This window comes from Pseudomonas sp. P9_35 (assembly GCF_034008205.1).
Taxonomy (GTDB): domain Bacteria; phylum Pseudomonadota; class Gammaproteobacteria; order Pseudomonadales; family Pseudomonadaceae; genus Aquipseudomonas; species Aquipseudomonas kilonensis.
Genome location: NZ_CP125373.1, coordinates 2028037 through 2046562, shown reverse-complemented (window position 1 = coordinate 2046562; position 18526 = coordinate 2028037). Strand labels below are relative to the sequence as shown.

Here is an 18526-nt window from a genome sequence, read left to right as displayed (position 1 = left end):
CAGATCGACAGACTTTGCGTGGAATTCAGAAAAATCGGCGTGTTTGCCTGCTTTTTTTCCGATACTAAGCGCAGAAAAGCGCTAGAAACTCAAGGCTGCTGAATCTGTTGCAAATGACCATAGAGTCGGGCGTACAGGCCACCTTCGGCAATCAGTTGCAAATGGTCGCCGTCCTCGGCGATTTGCCCACCGTCGAACACCAATACCCGATCGGCCTGCTTCACCGCCGAGAGCCGGTGGGCGATGATCAGCGTGGTGCGTGCGCTCAAAAAACGCGCCAATGCCTGGTGAAGGTTGTACTCGGTCGCAGCGTCCAGTGCCGAGGTGGCTTCGTCGAGAATCACCACCCGTGGGTCGGCCAATACCATGCGAGCGATGGCCAGCCGTTGACGCTGTCCGCCCGACAGCCGCACCCCGGAACGCCCAACGACGCTCGCCAGGCCCTGGGGCAGCGCCCGTACGGTGGCATCGAGCTGGGCGATTTCCAGAGCGCGCCAGCAGTCGTCGTCACTGCACTCACGCCCCATGGCGAGGTTGGCCCGCACCGTGTCGTTGAACAGCGCCGGATGTTGCAACACCACTGCAACATTCTCCCGGATGGTCTCCAGGCCAATCTCCTGTTGCGTGGCGCCACCAAAACGAATGCTGCCCGATTGTGGCGTGTACAGTCCCAGTAACAGCTGTACCAGGGTGCTCTTGCCGCCGCCGCTGGCCCCGACGATGGCGACTTTCTCGCCCGGCGAGATGGACAGGTTCAACTGGTTGAGCACCAGCTCCTCGCCGTAGCCGAAACTCAACCCCTGGATCTCGATGCCCACCGTGTCACGGCCCTTGAATGGGTCGACGACGCCCGTGTACTGGGGCTCGTCGGCCCGGGCCAGCAGTTCATTGATCCGGTTCAAGGCACCGCCGGCGGCGTAATAGGCGTACTGCAAGTTCAACAGCTGCTCGACCGGACCGATCATGAACCAGAGATAGCTGAACACCGCCAGCATCTGGCCGATGGACAGGTCGGAAAACACCACGGTGAGCATGGCCGCTGCGCGAAAAATATCGATGCCGAACTGGAACAGCAGACCACTGGCGCGGTTCGAGGCATCGGTTTTCCACTGCGAACTCACGGCGTAATCGCGGACCTCCTTGGCGCGCATCCCCAAGCGGCCAAGGAAATACCCCTGGCGGTTACCGGCGCGCACTTCCTGGATGGCATCCAGGGTTTCGGTCAAGGCTTGGGTGAAGCGCGAGGTGCTGTCGTTCTCCAGCCTCTTGAGATGCTTGACCCGCTTGCCCAGCTGCACCGTGGCGTAGATCACCAGCGGATTGAACAGCAGGATCAGCAACGCCAGCTCCCAGTGCATCCACACCAGGATCCCGGCGGTGCCCACCAGGGTCAGCATCGCCACCAGGAAACGACTGAGGGTTTCGCCGATGAATTTGTCCAGGGTATCCAGGTCGGTGACCAGATGGGCCGCCACGGTGCCGCTGCCCAGGCTTTCGTATTCACCCAGGGAAATTCGCTTGAGACGTTCGATCAAGCGGATGCGAATGCGATAGACGATGTCCTTGGCCAAGCGGGCGAACAAGCGCGCCTGCACCACGTTGAACAGCAATGCGCCACAGCGCAGGGCCAGGGTCGCCAGCAACATCAGCCCGATGTAGCCGGCCGCGCGCTGCCAGCCCATGGGCAACGCCTGGTTCATGACTTTCAGGGCCGCATCGCCATGCCCCAGCAGGACTTCATCCACCAGCAACGGCAGTAGCAACGGGATCGGTACGCTGCACAGCGTCGCCAGCACGGCCACGCCGTTGGCGATCCACAGGGCTTTTTTATGCTTGAGGGCCAGGCGACGGATTTCCGCCCAACTCAACCGGTCGATGCGCTGCGAGGCCGATGTATCTGGCGGCCGATCAGGCACAGGTCGCGCGCTCCAGCCAGCGGCCAAGCAAAGGCGACAGTTGGCTCAGGGGCTGGTAACCGTTGGTCAGCAAGGCCAACTGGCCATCACGCTCGGCCAACAGTGTCGGGAACCCGGCAATGCCCAGGTCCTGTACCCAGGTGAAATCCGCAGCGGTGGCCGCATGTTGATCGGCGCGATCGAAGGCCGCGGCGAATTCGATGCGGGGCAGCCCGGCCTGTTCGGCCAGCTCCACCAGCACGCTGGCGTGGGTCACATCGCGACCTTGCACATAAAAAGCCTGCTGGATCAGCTTCACCAACTTCCAGGCCAGGTCCGGGGCCAGGCTGCGGGCCGTGACCAGTGCCCGGCAGGCAGGCTCGGTGTCGTAGACGAAACCGTCCGGCAACGCGCCTTCAAGCTTGAAGGGCTGGCCGGTGGCCTGGGTGACCGCCTGCCAGTGTTCAAGAATGTAGCGCCGGGTAGTCGGCTCCAGCGCCGAACCGCTGCCGGTGCGCAAACCACCCACCACCAGGTGCAACTCCACCCCCGCGGCCTGCGCCTGCTCTACCAACGCCTCGGCCACCGGCGCAAAGCCCCAGCACCAGGAACACATCGGGTCCATCACATAGAGCAGGCGTGACGCCATGGTTCAAGCCTCGGAAGATGTTTGCTTGTAGTTGTAGCCGATCGGGTGCGGCATGTTGCGAGCCTTGGCCAACTCGATCTGCTTCTGCCGGTCGATGGCGCTGCGACGGGTCTTCTCGCTCAGTTTATCCCAGCAGTGCGGGCAACTGATGCCAGGCACATAGTGCTCCGAGGCGCGGTCTTCTACGCTTACCGGAGTACGACAAGCGTGACATTGATCGTAGTCCCCTTCGCTGAGGTCGTGGCGGACGGTTACGCGGTTGTCGAACACGAAGCAGTCGCCGCGCCACTTGGTTTCTTCCCGAGGGACCTCTTCGAGGTATTTCAGGATGCCGCCCTTGAGGTGATAGACCTCGTCGAACCCCTGGCCGAGCATGTAGCTGGAGGCTTTTTCACAACGAATGCCGCCGGTGCAGAACATCGCGACTTTCTTGTGCCTGGCCGGGTCGAAGTTGGCCTTGATGTATTCAGGGAATTCACGAAAGCTGGTGGTCTTGGGGTCGATGGCGCCCTCGAAGGTGCCAATGGACACTTCGTAATCGTTACGGGTGTCGATCAACAACACTTCCGGATCGCTGATCAGCGCGTTCCAGTCCTGTGGTTCGACATAGGTGCCGACCTGCTTGTTAGGATCCACGCCTTCGACGCCGAGGGTGACGATTTCTTTTTTGAGCTTGACCTTGGTGCGGTAGAACGGCTGTTCATCGCAGTACGACTCTTTATGGTCGATGTCGATCATGCGCGGATCGTTCTTGAGCCAGGCCAGCAGGCCGTCGATGCCTTCGCGAGTGCCGGAGACCGTGCCGTTGATGCCTTCGTCGGCGATCAGCAACGTGCCTTTGATGCCGTTGTCGAGCATGGCCTTGAGCAAGGGCTCACGCAGCTCGACGTAATCTTCAAGGGTGACGAACTTATACAGTGCCGCCACGACAATGGGTTGTGCCATGGGTGTTTCTCCAGGTGGCTACCCTCGTAAAGGGTGAACCGGATGCGAAAAAAAACGCGCCCGGGAAGGCGCGTTGCGGATTCTAACAAAAACAATGTGGCTTTAGGAGCTGCACGCTCCGTGGGGTCGGATCAATTGTGGCGAGGGAGCTTGCTCCCGTTCGACGGCGAAGCCGTCGCTCAGGGGGCCGCTTCGCAGCCCAGCGGGAGCAAGCTCCCTCGCCACAAAAGCCTCCTCGCCATTAAGAACAGGTTACCAGCTCAGTGCTTGCTGCCACCGGCACACGTCGGCGAAGCCGGGGCTGCGTCGATCTGGGCCCATTCTTCGGGGGTGTAGGTGTGCAGCGCCAACGCATGGAATTCGCCCATCAGCTCGCCCAGCGTGCCGTAGACCTTCTGATGGCGCTTGACGCGATTGAGCCCTTCGAACTGCTGGCTGACCACCACGGCCTTGAAGTGGGTCTGCAGGCCACGACTGTGCATGTGGCTTTCATCCAGCACTTGCAAGTGCTCGGGCTGCAAGAGCCCGAGTGTCGATTCGATGCGTTGTTGCATGCTCATACCAGGCTCCGCTTACGGCTTTTTCTTGGCAGGGGCAGGGGCGGCGGCTTTTGGCTCGAGCTCGGCCGTCATGTCCGCCAGCAGCTTGTTGACCACCGGTACCGCGCTTTCAAGCTTGGCCTGGGTCAGTTGGGCCGACTGCTGGGTCAGCTGCGGCATTTTTTCCAGGACTTTCTTGCCCAGTGGCGATTGATAGAAAGCAACCAGGTCCTTGAGCTCCGATTCGCTGAAGTTGCTGGTGTAGAGCTTGACCATGTCCGGCTTGAGCTTGTTCCAGCCGATAGCTTGGTCCAACGCGGCATTGGCCTTGGCCTGGTAGGTTTCCAGGGTGGCTTTTTTCGACTCAGGGGCCTTGGTCTGTTCAAAGCGCTGGGCAAACATCTGCTGCACTTGCATATATACCGGAGTGCCCAGTTTGTCGGCGTGCGCCAGGGTCAGGAACGCTTCGGCGCTGGCGTTGTGGCTGGCGGTATCGGCGAAAACAGGGCCGCTGGCACACACCAGAGCAACTGCGGTACAGATGGCACGAAGACGGGTCATCGAGTTTCCTTTCATTACAGGCGAGGTAAAACCCCAAGGGCGACCATTCTGCGCCTAAAAAACGCTGGGCCTCAACCCCGATGCTTGCCGGGTCCGATTGACGGGCCGAACCCACCGCCCCTAGATTGAGGGATGATTGAGGGAACCGGTGCCGCCCATCTGGGCCTAAACTGCGCATTCAGCCCTTAAGGAGTTTGACCCGATGAGCCGTATCGAAACCGACAGCCTTGGCCAGGTTGAAGTCCCGGACGACGCCTACTGGGGCGCCCAGACGCAGCGTTCCATGATCAACTTCGCCATTGGCAACGAACGCATGCCGCTGTCGGTATTGCACGCCTTGGCACTGATCAAGAAAGCCGCCGCACGGGTCAATGATCGCAATGGCGACCTCCCCGCCGACATCGCCCGCCTGATCGAACAGGCCGCCGACGAAGTGCTCGACGGCCAGCATGACGACCAGTTTCCACTGGTGGTCTGGCAGACCGGCAGCGGAACCCAGAGCAACATGAACGTCAACGAGGTGATTGCCGGGCGCGCCAACGAACTGGCCGGCAACCCCCGCGGCGGCAAGAGCCCCGTGCACCCCAACGACCACGTCAACCGCTCGCAGAGTTCCAACGACTGCTTCCCCACCGCGATGCACATTGCCGCCGCCCAGGCCGTCCACCAGCAATTGCTCCCGGCCATCAGCGAGCTGTCCGGCGGCCTGGCGGAACTGGCGGCGCGCTACATGAAGCTGGTCAAGACTGGCCGTACCCACATGATGGATGCCACGCCAATCACCTTTGGCCAGGAACTGTCGGCGTTCATTGCCCAACTCGATTACGCCGAACGAGCGATCCGCGCCGCGCTACCGGCGGTCTGCGAACTCGCCCAGGGCGGCACGGCGGTCGGCACCGGGCTCAATTCACCCCATGGTTTCGGCGAAGCGATTGCCGCTGAACTGGCGGCGCTGTCGGGCCTGCCGTTCGTCACCGCGCCGAACAAGTTTGCCGCGCTGGCCGGCCATGAACCCCTGACGTCCCTGTCCGGCGCACTGAAAACCCTCGCTGTGACCTTGATGAAGATTGCCAACGACCTGCGCCTGCTGGGCTCCGGACCCCGGGCCGGGTTCGCCGAGGTGAAACTGCCGGCCAACGAACCGGGCAGTTCCATCATGCCCGGCAAGGTCAACCCGACCCAGTGCGAAGCCTTGTCGATGCTGGCCTGCCAGGTCATGGGCAACGACGTGACCGTCGGCTTTGCCGCCAGCCAGGGGCATTTGCAGTTGAACGTGTTCAAACCGGTGATCATCCACAACCTGTTGCAATCGATTCGCCTGCTGGCCGATGGCTGCAGCAACTTCCAGCAGCACTGCATCGCCGGGCTCGAACCGGATGCCGAGCAGATGGCCGCGCACCTGGAGCGTGGGTTGATGCTGGTGACTGCACTGAACCCGCACATCGGCTACGACAAGTCTGCAGAAATCGCCAAGAAAGCCTATGGCGAAGGCTTGACCCTGCGTGAGGCGGCGCTGCAACTGGGGTACCTGACCGATGAAGAGTTCGATGCCTGGGTGCGGCCGGAGAATATGCTGGAGGCGGGTAGCCAGGGCTGAGTGTTGCGTTGAGCGATAGGCCGCTATCGCGAGCAAGCTCGCTCCCACAAGGGGGGCCTATTGCGTCCACTGAAGATCACTGTGGGAGCGAGCTTGCTCGCGATGAGGCCGGCAGGCTCGACATCACTGTTGCCTGACAAACCGCCATCGCGAGCAGGCTCGCTCCCACAGGGGGCTAACGCCCCACGCGCCTGGCCCTGAGCCCGGCGATCAGCGACGGGCCCAGGGCAACCAGCGCCGACCCCAGCACCACCAGTACCGCCCCGCCATACCCCAACAGATTGATCTGCTCGGCATGGACATAATCAGGCCACCACCAAGCCGCCATCGCCACTGCGGCGAACGTCACCAGCGGCGTGATCGCCAGGGTCGCACTAACCCGCGACGCCTCCCAATGGGCCAAGGCTTCGGCAAACGCGCCATAGGCAATCAGGGTGTTGAGGCAACATGCGAGCAACAGCCAGCCTTGCAACGGGCTCAATTGCAGCGCCTCCAACGGATGCACCCAGGGCGTGAGCAGCAACGCACAGAACAGGTAGATCACCATCATCACCTGCAACGAATTCCACACCGTCAACAGTTGCTTCTGGCCCAGGGCATAAAACGTCCAGACCGTCGACGCCAGCAACACCATCAGCACTCCGGCGGTGTAGTCGCTCAGGGACGTCAGCAACTCGCCCAGGCGCTGGTTGAAAAACAGCGTAAAACCGATCAGCAACACCAGCAGGCCGATGCCCTGCCCCACGCTGAAACGCTCCTTGAACACGAACAGGCTGGCGACCAGCAACATGATCGGCCCCATCTGCACCACCAGTTGTGCGGTGCCGGGGCTCAAGCGGTTCAGGCCCATCAGGTACAACACGTAGTTGCCCACCAGCCCGAGCACCGCCATCGCCACCAGCCAGCCGCCGCGTGGGCCAAGGACCTTGTGACTGGGCAGGCGCCGGGTGGTGGCCAAATAGATGAACAGCAAACCGCCGGACACCAGCAAGCGAAACCAGGTCACGGTGACCGGGTCCATCACTTGCAGCACTTGCTTGAGCTTGATCGGCAGGATTCCCCAGAGCAGGGCAGTCAGCAGGGCGAGGAACAGACCGTAGACCCAGCGACCGGACGATATGTGCATGCAACCCTCGAAGCCCAAGACAAAGGACGTCCATTCTAGGCGTCTATTGCGTCATGACACAGGGACAGTTGGGCAAAGGCCGCCCATGGGATTGTAGGGGTCGTAGCCGTCGATCGGCTGGACAGGCGGGAATCAGGGACAACACATATGCTCATTTGAAACAGACCTCGCTGCGCTCTGGAGACCCGACATGCTTGGAAAACGCGCCTTGGATCCCGCCCCTACGACTATTTTTCGCAGTGACCGGATCTGCCGGGTTAACGGCGAGTTTTATTTCAATACACGTGAGGGCACCCAGGAGGGTCCGTTCGCCACCCGCGAGGCGGCAGAAATGGAGATAGCAGCGTATATCCAGCGGATGCAGCAGTTGACTCAGGTTGCCAGCTAAGTCAAACCCATGGCTGGCGCCGCGCTCTTGTGGCGAGGGAGCTTGCTCCCGCTGGGTCGCGAAGCGGCCCCTGCCCCATCAATAAACCGCATCGGCCGCTTGGCGCCTGCTTCGCAGCCGAGCGGGAGCAAGCTCCCTCGCCACCAAAGCTCCATGGCCACAAAAGCCTCTGGCGCCATAAGCCCGTGGCTATCTCACCGCCTCAAACAACCCCGTAGCCCCCATCCCGCCACCCACGCACATGGTCACGATGCCGTAGCGCAGGTTGCGTCGTTGCAGCTCGCGCACCAGATGCCCCACTTGCCGCGAGCCGGTCATGCCGAATGGATGGCCGATGGAGATCGAGCCGCCGTTGACGTTGTATTTCTCGGGATCGATTTCCAGTCGGTTGCGGCTGTACAGGCACTGGGAAGCAAAGGCCTCGTTGAGTTCCCACAGATCGATATCGGCGATCTGCAAGCCCTTGGCCTTGAGCAGCTTGGGCACTGAAAACACCGGGCCGATGCCCATCTCGTCCGGCTCGCAACCGGCCACGGTGAAGCCACGGAAAAACGCCTTGGGCTTGAGCCCCAGCGCCAGGGCCTTTTCCAGGCTCATCACCAAGGTCATCGAAGCCCCGTCGGACAACTGCGACGAGTTGCCCGCCGTCACCGAACCGTCTTCGGCGAACACCGGCTTCAGGCCTGCCAGGCTTTCGTAGGTGGTGTCCGGGCGATTGCAATCGTCGCGATCGACCACGCCGTCGAGGATCTGCACAGCGCCAGTGTTCTTGTCCTCGACCCGGTACTTGACCGCCATCGAGATGATTTCGTCATCGAACAACCCGGCCGCCTGGGCCTTGGCGGTGCGCTGCTGGCTCTGCAAGGCGTAGCGGTCCTGTTCCTCGCGGCTGACCTGGTAACGACGGGCAACGATCTCGGCCGTCTGGCCCATGGGGAAATAGATCCCGGGCACCTGCTCCTTGAGCAGCGGGTTGATCAGGTGGTCGGTGTTGACGCTTTTCATCGTCAGGCTGATGGATTCCACGCCGCCCGCCACGATGATGTCGCTGCAACCTGAAGCGATCTGGTTGGCGGCGATGGCAATGGCTTGCAGGCCCGAGGAACAGAAGCGGTTGAGGGTCATGCCGGCGGTGCCGGTGCCCAATCGCGAGAGCACCGCCACGTTGCGCCCGAGGTTGTAGCCCTGGGCGCCTTCATTGGACCCGGCCCCGACGATGCAGTCCTCGACACTGGCCGGGTTGATGTCGTTGCGCGCCAGCAAGGCATCGACACAATGGGCCGCCATGTCGTCTGGACGGGTCATGTTGAACTTGCCGCGAAAGGACTTGGCCAGGCCGGTCCGTACGCTGTCGACGATCACCACTTCACGCATGGCTGTACCTCATTGTTGGAGTCGGTTGAGAGTGAATCGAGCATAAATCCACTGCATAACCGACTGCGACAATCATTCACCCCGCGTATGCGCACCCATCGCCCTAGCCCTTCTTCTTGCGAGCCTGCTTTGCACTTCGCTCGAAAGCCGCCTCCAGCGCCTGGTTGAGGGTGCGCAACACCTTGACCCGCGCCCAGCGCTTGTCGTTGGCTTCCACCAATGTCCAAGGGGAAATCTCGGTGCTGGTGCGGTCGACCATGTCGCACACGGCGGCCCGGTAAGCGTCCCACTTGTCGCGGTTGCGCCAGTCATCCTCGGTGATCTTGAAGCGCTTGAACGGGATGTCCTCGCGTTCCTGGAAACGCTCCAGTTGGGTCTCCTTGTCGATGGCCAGCCAGAACTTGACCACCACCACGCCGGCATCGGCAACCTGCTCCTCGAAGTCGTTGATTTCTCCGTAGGCCCGCAGCCAGTCGGCCTGGCTGCAAAACCCTTCGACCCGCTCCACCAGCACCCGGCCGTACCAGGAGCGGTCGAACATGGTGAACTTGCCCCGCGCGGGAATATGCCGCCAGAACCGCCACATGTAGGGGTGGGCGCGCTCTTCTTCAGTGGGCGCGGCAATCGGCACGATGCTGTATTGACGCGGGTCCAGGGCTGCCGCGACCCGCCGGATCGCCCCGCCCTTGCCTGCCGCATCATTGCCCTCGAACACCGCCACCAAGGAATGCTGGCGCATGCGCTTGTCCCGCAGCAGGCCGGCGAACCGCGCCTGCTCGGTGATCAGCTGTTCTTCGTAATCGGCCTTGTCCAGGCGACGGGTCATGTCCAAGCTGTCGAGCAGCGTGACCTGGCCGTCCAGCGCGGGCAGCGGCGCCACGCCGACCTTTTGCGGTTTGACCTTCGGACGGTCCAGGGCCTGGCGCAAGCCGTCGAGCAGGATCCGCCCGACGGTGAGGCTGCGGTAATAACTGTCCACGCCTTCGATCACATGCCACGGGGCGTAATCGCGACTGGTGCGGCGCAGCACACGCTCGCCGTATTTGACGAACTTGTCGTAGGTCTGGGACTGCTGCCAGTCCAGCGGGCTGATGCGCCAGCTGTGCAGTGGGTCATCCTTGAGCCCCTTGAGCCGGGCCTTCATCTGCTTCTTGGACAGGTGGAACCAGAACTTGAAGATCAGTGCGCCTTCGTCGCAAAGCATTTTTTCCAGGCGCTCGGCACCGGCAATCGCCTGGTCGAGCCGTGGGTCCTTGAACTCGCCATGGACCCGGCCCTGCAGCATCTGGCTGTACCAGTTGCCGAAGAAAATTCCCATGCGCCCCTTGGCCGGCAGCATTCGCCAATAGCGCCACGCCGGAGGCCGCGCCAATTCCTCGTCGGTCTGTTGGTCAAAGGTGCGCACTTCGATCAGCCGCGGATCCATCCACTCGTTGAGCAACTTCACCGTCTCGCCCTTGCCCGCGCCTTCGATGCCATTGATCAGCACGATGACCGGGAACCGGCCCTGCTGCTGCAACTCGAACTGCGCCTCCAGCAACGCTTCACGCAGGGCCGGCACTTCGGCCTCGAAGGTGTCTTTATCAATGACATGACCGATTTCAGCGGATTCAAACATGGGCAGCTCCTTCCGGGGATGGGCCAAGACTAGCGGATTGGATGCGGCCCGTGTGCTTTGTGTAGGAGCTGCCGAGCGAAGCGAGGCTGCGATCTTTTGATCTTGATCGTTCGCTTTCGACTCAATTGTTCGGAACAAGATCGCAGCCTCGTTGCACTCGACAGCTCCTACAGATTGGACGCGGCCCGTGTGCTTTGTGTAGGAGCTGCCGAGCGAAGCGAGGCTGCGATCTTTTGATCTTGATCGTTCGCTTTCGACTCAATTGACTGGGGCAAGATCGCAGCCTCGTTGCACTCGACAGCTCCTACAGATTGGATGCGGCCCGTGTGCTTTGTGTAGGAGCTGCCGAGCGAAGCGAGGCTGCGATCTTTTGATCTTGATCGTTCGCTTTCGACTCAATTGTTCGGAACAAGATCGCAGCCTCGTTGCACTCGACAGCTCCTACAGATGCGTATGCACCGGAGCAATCGGCAATCGATCGGCTAGAATGGCCGCTCAGTTTTGACCGAGCCAGCCATGACGCCCATCCAGCAACACGCCCAACTCGACTGGGATGATCAGGGTCGCCCGCGTTCGCGGGTGTTCGACGATGTGTATTTTTCCGACCAGTCGGGGCTGGAAGAAACCCGTTATGTATTCCTTGAGCAGAACAACCTGGCCGAGCGTTTCGCGGCCCTGGCCGATGACGGGCGGCTGGTGATCGGCGAAACCGGATTTGGCACCGGCTTGAATTTCCTCTGCGCCTGGCAGCTGTTCGAACAGTGCGCACCGGCAGGCGCCCGACTGCATTTCGTCAGTGTCGAGAAGTATCCCTTGAGCCCCGAGGACCTGCGCCGGGCCCTGGCCTTGTGGCCCCAACTGAGCCTTCAGGCTGAGCAATTGCTTGAGCAGTACGTGGCCATCCACCAGGGTTTCCAGCGCCTGGTCCTGGCAGGCGGACGGGTGACGCTGACCCTGTTGATCGGCGATGCCCTGGAGCAGTTGCCGCAGCTGGACGGACAGATCGACGCCTGGTTCCTCGACGGCTTCGCGCCGGCCAGGAACCCCGAGATGTGGACCGCCGAGCTGTTCGCCGAACTGGCCCGGCTGGCCGCCCCCGACGCTACCCTCAGCACCTTCACCAGCACCGGTTGGGTCCGGCGGTTGCTGAACGCGGCAGGCTTCAAGATGAAGCGCACGCCGGGCATTGGTCATAAGTGGGAAATCCTGCGCGGTGTGTTTCTCGGCTGGCCGGAGCAGACACCGGCGCCGTCCTCGGCAAAACCCTGGTACGCCCGCCCCGCCGCGCTGACCGGCGAACGCCGGGCACTGGTGATCGGCGGCGGCCTGGCCGGTTGTGCCAGCGCCGCCAGCCTCGCCGCGCGTGGCTGGCAGGTGACGCTGCTGGAGCGTCATGCCGGGTTGGCCGAAGAAGCTTCCGGCAACCCCCAGGGTGTGCTGTACCTCAAGCTGTCGGCCCACGGCACGGCGTTGTCGCAGATGATCCTCAGCGGCTTCGGTTACACCCGGCGCGTGCTGGAGCAACTGCAACGCGGCACTGACTGGGACGCCTGCGGCGTCTTGCAACTGGCCTTCAACAGCAAGGAGGCCGAGCGTCAGGCGCAACTGGCCGAGGCGTTCCCAAGGGATTTGCTGCACACCCTCGATCAGTCCGAGGCGCAGGTGCGGTCCGGCATCGGCCTGGCCTGTGGTGGTCTGTTTTATCCCGAGGGCGGCTGGGTGCATCCACCGGCGTTGTGTCGTTGGCAAGCCTCGGGCACGACGATTGACGTGCAGCCCCATCATGAAGTGTTGTCACTGCGCCGCGTGGACGGCCAGTGGCAGGCATGGGACGGCGAACGATGCCTGGCCAGCGCGCCGGTGGCGATCCTCGCCAGCGCCGCCGAAATCAAACGTTTCGAACCGGCCGCCGACTTGCCGCTCAAGCGTATTCGCGGGCAAATCACCCGACTGCCGCAAACCAGCCGCAGCCAGAGCCTGGCGACCGTGGTGTGCGCCGAAGGCTATGTGGCCCCGCCGCGGCTGGGCGAGCACACCCTGGGCGCCAGTTTCGATTTCAACAGCGACGACCTGACGCCCACCGCTGCCGAGCACGCCGGCAACCTGCAGATGCTCGAAGAAATCTCCCTGGACCTGGTGGACCGCCTGAACGCCGGCAGCCTGGACCCGGAACGCCTCAAAGGCCGTGCGGCATTCCGTTGCACCAGCCCGGATTACCTGCCGATTGTCGGCCCATTAGCCGACCGCCCGGCCTTTACCGAGGCCTATGCGGCCCTCGGCAAGGACGCCCGACAGGTGCCAGACACTCCCTGCCCGTGGCTCGATGGCCTGTACATCAACAGCGGCCACGGTTCCCGAGGCCTGATCACCGCCCCGCTGTCGGGCGAACTGATCGCCGCCTGGCTGGACAACGAACCCCTGCCACTGCCCCGCAGCGTGGCCGAGGCCTGCCATCCGAACCGGTTCGCGTTGCGGGCATTGATTCGGGGCAAGGTCTAACACCCATTTAATGGTGTGCCCCAATCCCTTGTGGGAGCGAGCTTGCTCGCGATGGCGGTGGATCAGTTGGCATCTGAGTTGACTGCCCCACTGCTATCGCGAGCAAGCTCGCTCCCACAGGTTCCTCTTATCCCGTGAGGCATGGGGCACCCCCTACCCGCCGGCTTATAACGCATCGATCTAAAACTCACAGCAATCCCTCCGGTCAGTTTCAGGGTACCCGCCCTTTTGGCGGGTGCGGCTTGACCCCTCCCCAACGGAAAAACCGGTAAGGACTTATGTGCGGATTAGCTGGAGAGTTACGTTTCGATCAACAACCTGCGGACCTTGCGGCCGTAGAGCGAATCACCCATCACCTGGCCCCTCGCGGCCCCGACGCCTGGGGTTTTCATAGCCAGGGGCCGATTGCCCTGGGCCATCGGCGCCTGAAAATCATGGACCTGTCGGACGGCTCGGCCCAGCCGATGATCGACAATCAGCTGGGCCTGTCCCTGGCCTTCAACGGCGCGATCTACAACTACCCGGAACTGCGCAGCGAGCTCGAAGCCCTGGGCTACAGCTTCTATTCCGGTGGCGACACCGAAGTGCTGCTCAAGGGCTATCACGCCTGGGGCGAAGCGCTGCTGCCCAAGCTCAACGGCATGTTCGCCTTCGCCATCTGGGAACGCGATGCCAAGCGGCTATTCATCGCCCGCGATCGCCTCGGCGTGAAGCCGCTGTACCTGTCGCGCACCAGCCAACGGCTACGTTTCGCCTCGGCATTGCCGGCGCTGCTCAAGGGCGGCGACATCAACCCGATGCTCGACCCGGTGGCTCTCAATCATTACCTGAATTTCCACGCGGTGGTCCCGGCACCCCGCACCTTGCTGGCCGGTGTTGAAAAACTGCCGCCCGCCACCTGGATGCGCATCGAAGCCGACGGCAGCACCGAGCAGAAAACCTGGTGGACCCTGCCCTACGGACCACGGGCCGACGAACAGCACCTGAACCTGGAAGACTGGATCGACCGCGTGCTCGACAGCACCCGTGAAGCGGTCGCCATTCGCCAACGCGCCGCCGTGGATGTCGGCGTACTGCTTTCCGGTGGCGTGGATTCGAGCATGCTCGTGGGCCTGCTGCGGGAAGTCGGCGTAGAAGACCTGTCGACCTTCTCTATCGGTTTCCAGGATGCTGGCGGCGAGCGCGGTGACGAGTTCCAGTATTCGGACCTGATCGCCAAGCACTACGGCACCCGCCACCACCAACTGCGTATCGACGAAAAAGAGATCATCGAGCAACTGCCGGCAGCGTTCCGTGCCATGAGCGAACCGATGGTCAGCCACGACTGCATCGCCTTCTACCTGCTGTCGCGGGAAGTGGCCAAGCACTGCAAAGTGGTGCAAAGCGGCCAGGGCGCCGACGAGCTGTTCGCCGGTTACCACTGGTACCCGCAGGTCGATGGCGCCAGCGATCCGTACGCGGCCTATCGCGCCGCGTTCTTCGACCGCAGCTACGAAGAATATGCCGCCACCGTGCAGCCCAAATGGCTGACGACCAACGACGCGGCCGGTGACTTCGTCAAAGAACATTTCGCCCAGCCCGGGGCCGATGCGGCGGTAGACAAGGCCCTGCGCCTGGACAGCACCGTGATGCTGGTGGACGACCCGGTCAAGCGCGTCGACAACATGACCATGGCCTGGGGCCTGGAAGCCCGCACGCCCTTCCTGGACTACCGCCTGGTGGAACTTTCGGCCAGGGTCCCGGCGAAGTTCAAGCTGCCCGATGGCGGCAAACAGGTGCTCAAGGAAGCCGCCCGGCGGGTGATCCCCGGCGAGGTGATCGACCGCAAGAAAGGCTATTTCCCGGTGCCAGGCCTCAAGCACCTGGAAGGCGACACCCTGGCCTGGGTTCGCGAACTGCTGCTGGATCCGAGCCAGGATCGCGGCCTGTTCAACCCGGCCATGCTCGACCACCTGCTCACCGACCCCAACGGCCAGCTCACGCCATTGCGCGGCTCGCGACTGTGGCAACTGGCGGCGCTGAACCTGTGGCTCAGCGAGCAAGGAATCTGATCGATGAAACCTCACGCAACCGTTCACAACCAACGCCTCTTGCGCGGCCAGGCGCCCTCCTACGAACGCCTGCAGGCACGCCTGGCCGAAGACGGCAGCGAATTGGGCGCCGACCCGATCGCGGTGCATTGCGGCTGGGGCCGACTGTTGATCGGCCATACCTTCCCGGACCCGGCGAGCCTGGCCCGGGAACTGCTCAACGAACAACCCGGCGAAAGGGACATTGCCTTGTACGTGGCCGCACCCCAGCAAGTGCTGGGGCTGGAACCGGCACAACTGTTCCTCGATCCGTCCGACACCTTGCGCTTGTGGTTCAGCGACTATCGCCAGTCCACCCGGGTGTTTCGCGGTTTCCGGATTCGCCGGGCCCAGAGCGAGACCGACTGGCAGGCCATCAACCAGCTCTACCAGGCCCGGGGCATGTTGCCTATCGACCCACTGCGCCTGACCCCGCGCCATGAGGGCGGCCCGGTCTACTGGCTGGCCGAAGATAACGACACCGGTGCGGTGATCGGCAGCGTCATGGGCCTGAATCACCAGAAGGCTTTCAACGACCCGGAAAACGGCAGCAGCCTCTGGTGCCTGGCCGTCGACCCGCAATGTCCGCGGCCCGGCGTTGGCGAAGTACTGGTGCGTCACCTCATCGAGCATTTCATGAGCCGTGGCTTGAGTTACCTCGACCTGTCGGTGTTGCACGACAATCGCCTGGCGAAAAACCTCTACGCCAAACTCGGTTTTCGCAATCTTTCGACCTTCGCCATCAAACGCAAGAACGGCATCAACCAGCCGTTGTTCCTGGGGCCAGGCCCCGAAGCGCAGTTCAATCCTTATGCGCGAATCATTGTCGAAGAAGCTCACCGCCGAGGCATCGACGTGCAGGTGGACGATGCCGAGGCCGGCTTGTTCACCCTGGTCCATGGCAGCCGCCGGGTCCGATGCCGCGAATCCTTGAGCGACCTGACCAGCGCCATCAGCATGACGCTGTGCCAGAACAAAAGCCTGACCCACAAGGTGCTGAAAAACGCCGGCCTGAACCTGCCAGCCCAACAGTTGGCGGGCAATGCCGATGACAACCTGGCGTTTCTCGACGAGCACGAACGGGTGGTGGTCAAGCCGCTTGACGGTGAACAAGGCCAAGGCGTGGCGGTGGATTTGCGCACCATCGAGGAGGTGCAGAGCGCCATCGAAGCGGCCCGGCAGTTCGACAGCCAGGTCTTGCTGGAAAGTTTCCACGAGGGGATGGACCTGCGCATCCTGGTGATTGGCTTTGAAGTCGTGGCGGCGGCGATCCGGCGCCCGGCGGAGGTGATCGGCGATGGCCGGCACACCATCGGCGAGCTAATCGAAGCCCAGAGCCGCCGACGCCAAGCGGCCACGGGCGGCGAAAGCAAAATTCCGATGGACGCCGAGACCCTGCGCACGCTCAGCGCGGCAGGGTTTGACTACGACAGCGTGCTGCCCGCCGGGGAGCACCTGTTCGTACGGCGTACGGCGAACCTGCATACCGGCGGCGTGCTGGAGGATGTCACCGGGATCCTGCATCCGACCCTGGTCGATGCAGCGGTGCGCGCCGCACGGGCGCTGGACATCCCCATGGTCGGCCTCGACCTGCTGGTGCCGGCGGCCGATCAACCCGAGTACGTGTTCATCGAAGCCAACGAACGCGCAGGCCTGGCCAACCACGAACCACAACCCACCGCCGAGCGCTTTGTGGATTTGTTGTTTCCCCATAGCCAGACGGTGGCCTAGCAGAGGTGTAGTGCCTGAACAGACGCCATCGCGAGCAAGCTCGCTCCCACATGGGATTTCTGGTGTTTACACATTCTGTGTTCTGTGGGAGCGAGCTTGCTCGCGATGAGCTGGTTCAGGCACCGCCATTCAACAGTCGGACACACTCATCGAAACCATCGATGCGCTCAACCCATCAGGAGTTTCCATGATCAGTAAAATTCCCGAACCGGATCTCGAATACCTGCAAAAGGTCCTGCTGGAGATGCTCGCCATTCCCAGCCCTACCGGCTTTACCGACACCATCGTGCGTTATGTCGCCGAGCGGCTCGAAGAGCTGGGTATCGCTTTTGAAATGACTCGCCGTGGCACGATCCGCGCCACGCTCAAGGGGCGCAAGAGCAGCCCCGACCGGGCCGTGTCGGCGCACCTGGATACCATCGGTGCCTCGGTGCGGGCCATCAAGGACAACGGCCGCCTGACCCTGGCCCCGGTGGGTTGCTGGTCCAGCCGATTTGCCGAAGGCAGCCGGGTCAGCCTGTTTACCGACACCGGCGTGATCCGTGGCAGCGTGCTGCCGTTGATGGCGTCCGGGCACGCGTTCAATACCGCCGTGGATGAACTGCCCATCAGTTGGGACCACATCGAGCTGCGCCTGGACGCCTACTGCGCCACCCGCGCCGATTGCGAAACCCTGGGGGTGGGCATCGGCGATTACGTCGCCTTCGATCCCCTGCCGGAATTCACCGAAAGCGGCCACATCAGCGCCCGGCACCTGGACGACAAGGCCGGGGTCGCGGCGCTGCTGGCGGCGCTCAAGGCGATTGTCGACAGCGGCGAAGAACTGCTGATCGATTGTCACCCGCTGTTCACCATCACCGAGGAAACCGGCAGCGGTGCGGCGGCCGCACTGCCCTGGGATGTCAGCGAGTTCGTCGGCATCGACATCGCGCCCGTCGCCCCTGGCCAGCACTCAAGCGAACATTCGGTCAGCGTGGCGATGCAGGACTCCGGAGGCCCCTACGACTACCATCTGTCGCGGCACTTGCTGAAACTGGCCAAGGAGAACGAGGTACCGGCACGCCGCGACCTGTTCCGCTACTACTTCAGCGACGCTCATTCAGCCATCACCGCCGGCCACGATATCCGTACCGCCCTGCTCGCCTTCGGCTGCGACGCCACCCATGGCTACGAACGCACCCACATCGACAGCCTGGCCGCCCTCAGTCGCCTGCTCGGCGCCTACATCCTCAGCCCGCCGGTGTTCGCCAGCGACGCGCAACCAGCCCAAGGCTCACTGGACCGCTTCAGTCATCAGATCGAACACGATACCCAGATGGAAAGTGATACCCGGGTGCCATCGGTGGATAGCCTGGTGGGGCAGCGTTCCGATAGCTGATCCAACATTTCACTGTCTGGGCTATTGCCATCGCGAGCAAGCTCGCTTGTATGTTTAGACTTGAAGGGGTGGGCGGGACTAAAAGCTCGATTCCGACTCTAGCCAGTACGGACCGTGGGAGACTTCTCGTCCCGCCCTTTCTACCCAAAGCGCCAAT

Annotated in this window: 14 protein-coding genes; 6 read left to right on the top strand and 8 right to left on the bottom strand. The window is 62.6% G+C overall.

The window, feature by feature from the left end; all coding sequences use genetic code 11:
* Positions 1–89 precede the first annotated feature (89 nt).
* From QMK47_RS09140 to QMK47_RS09120, 5 genes are all read right to left on the bottom strand, one after another.
* Positions 90–1916 (bottom strand): ABC transporter ATP-binding protein, encoded by a 1827-nt coding sequence (locus tag QMK47_RS09140; RefSeq protein WP_320390065.1) that lies wholly within the window; start codon positions 1914–1916, stop codon positions 90–92.
* Positions 1909–2511: a DsbA family protein gene (locus QMK47_RS09135; RefSeq protein WP_170845901.1), complete on the bottom strand. Its 603-nt coding sequence runs from the start codon at positions 2509–2511 to the stop codon at positions 1909–1911. The genes QMK47_RS09140 and QMK47_RS09135 overlap by 8 nt, the downstream gene beginning before the upstream one ends.
* A 36-nt stretch (positions 2512–2547) precedes the next feature.
* The gene (locus QMK47_RS09130) at positions 2548–3489 is read right to left on the bottom strand and encodes a rhodanese-related sulfurtransferase (protein WP_214510770.1); all 942 of its coding nucleotides are present in this window, start codon (positions 3487–3489) and stop codon (positions 2548–2550) included.
* Positions 3490–3749: 260 nt separating this feature from the next.
* Positions 3750–4049 carry a BolA family protein gene (locus QMK47_RS09125; protein ID WP_014337210.1) on the bottom strand — a complete coding sequence of 100 codons (300 nt, stop codon included), beginning with the start codon at positions 4047–4049 and terminating at the stop codon, positions 3750–3752.
* A 12-nt stretch (positions 4050–4061) separates the two neighbouring features.
* Positions 4062–4589, bottom strand: coding sequence for a DUF2059 domain-containing protein (locus QMK47_RS09120; RefSeq protein ID WP_214510769.1), 528 nt, complete (start codon positions 4587–4589; stop codon positions 4062–4064).
* Between the two features lie 202 nt (positions 4590–4791).
* Here QMK47_RS09120 and QMK47_RS09115 point away from each other — a divergent pair, with 202 nt between their 5' ends.
* Complete coding sequence (locus tag QMK47_RS09115; protein WP_253472495.1) at positions 4792–6186, top strand: class II fumarate hydratase; 1395 nt, start codon at positions 4792–4794, stop codon at positions 6184–6186.
* A 175-nt stretch (positions 6187–6361) separates the two neighbouring features.
* On the opposite strand, the gene QMK47_RS09110 is transcribed toward QMK47_RS09115, so the two are convergent.
* Positions 6362–7312 (bottom strand): DMT family transporter, encoded by a 951-nt coding sequence (locus QMK47_RS09110; protein WP_320390064.1) that lies wholly within the window; start codon positions 7310–7312, stop codon positions 6362–6364.
* Between the two features lie 190 nt (positions 7313–7502).
* Here QMK47_RS09110 and QMK47_RS09105 point away from each other — a divergent pair, with 190 nt between their 5' ends.
* Entirely contained in the window at positions 7503–7700 is a 198-nt protein-coding gene (locus QMK47_RS09105; protein ID WP_253472489.1) for a DUF6316 family protein, read from the top strand.
* 189 nt (positions 7701–7889) lie between these two features.
* On the opposite strand, the gene QMK47_RS09100 is transcribed toward QMK47_RS09105, so the two are convergent.
* Both QMK47_RS09100 and pap read right to left on the bottom strand, forming a co-directional pair.
* Complete coding sequence (locus QMK47_RS09100) at positions 7890–9074, bottom strand: thiolase family protein (protein WP_253472486.1); 1185 nt, start codon at positions 9072–9074, stop codon at positions 7890–7892.
* A 103-nt stretch (positions 9075–9177) separates the two neighbouring features.
* Complete coding sequence (gene pap / locus QMK47_RS09095; RefSeq protein ID WP_258690595.1) at positions 9178–10692, bottom strand: polyphosphate:AMP phosphotransferase; 1515 nt, start codon at positions 10690–10692, stop codon at positions 9178–9180.
* A 516-nt stretch (positions 10693–11208) separates the two neighbouring features.
* On the opposite strand from pap, the gene mnmC reads away from it, so the two are divergent.
* The 4 genes from mnmC (at position 11209) to QMK47_RS09075 (ending at position 18369) form a co-directional block, all read left to right on the top strand.
* Positions 11209–13191, top strand: a complete 1983-nt coding sequence (gene mnmC / locus QMK47_RS09090; protein ID WP_320390063.1) for a bifunctional tRNA (5-methylaminomethyl-2-thiouridine)(34)-methyltransferase MnmD/FAD-dependent 5-carboxymethylaminomethyl-2-thiouridine(34) oxidoreductase MnmC — start codon at positions 11209–11211, stop codon at positions 13189–13191.
* A 278-nt stretch (positions 13192–13469) separates the two neighbouring features.
* Complete coding sequence (locus QMK47_RS09085) at positions 13470–15242, top strand: N-acetylglutaminylglutamine amidotransferase (protein WP_320390062.1); 1773 nt, start codon at positions 13470–13472, stop codon at positions 15240–15242.
* Positions 15243–15245: 3 nt separating this feature from the next.
* On the top strand, positions 15246–16991 hold the full coding sequence (gene ngg / locus QMK47_RS09080) for an N-acetylglutaminylglutamine synthetase (protein ID WP_320390061.1): 1746 nt from the start codon (positions 15246–15248) through the stop codon (positions 16989–16991).
* 187 nt (positions 16992–17178) lie between these two features.
* A complete protein-coding gene (locus tag QMK47_RS09075; RefSeq protein WP_063322377.1) occupies positions 17179–18369 on the top strand; it encodes an osmoprotectant NAGGN system M42 family peptidase in 1191 nt (396 codons plus the stop codon).
* Positions 18370–18526 lie beyond the last annotated feature (157 nt).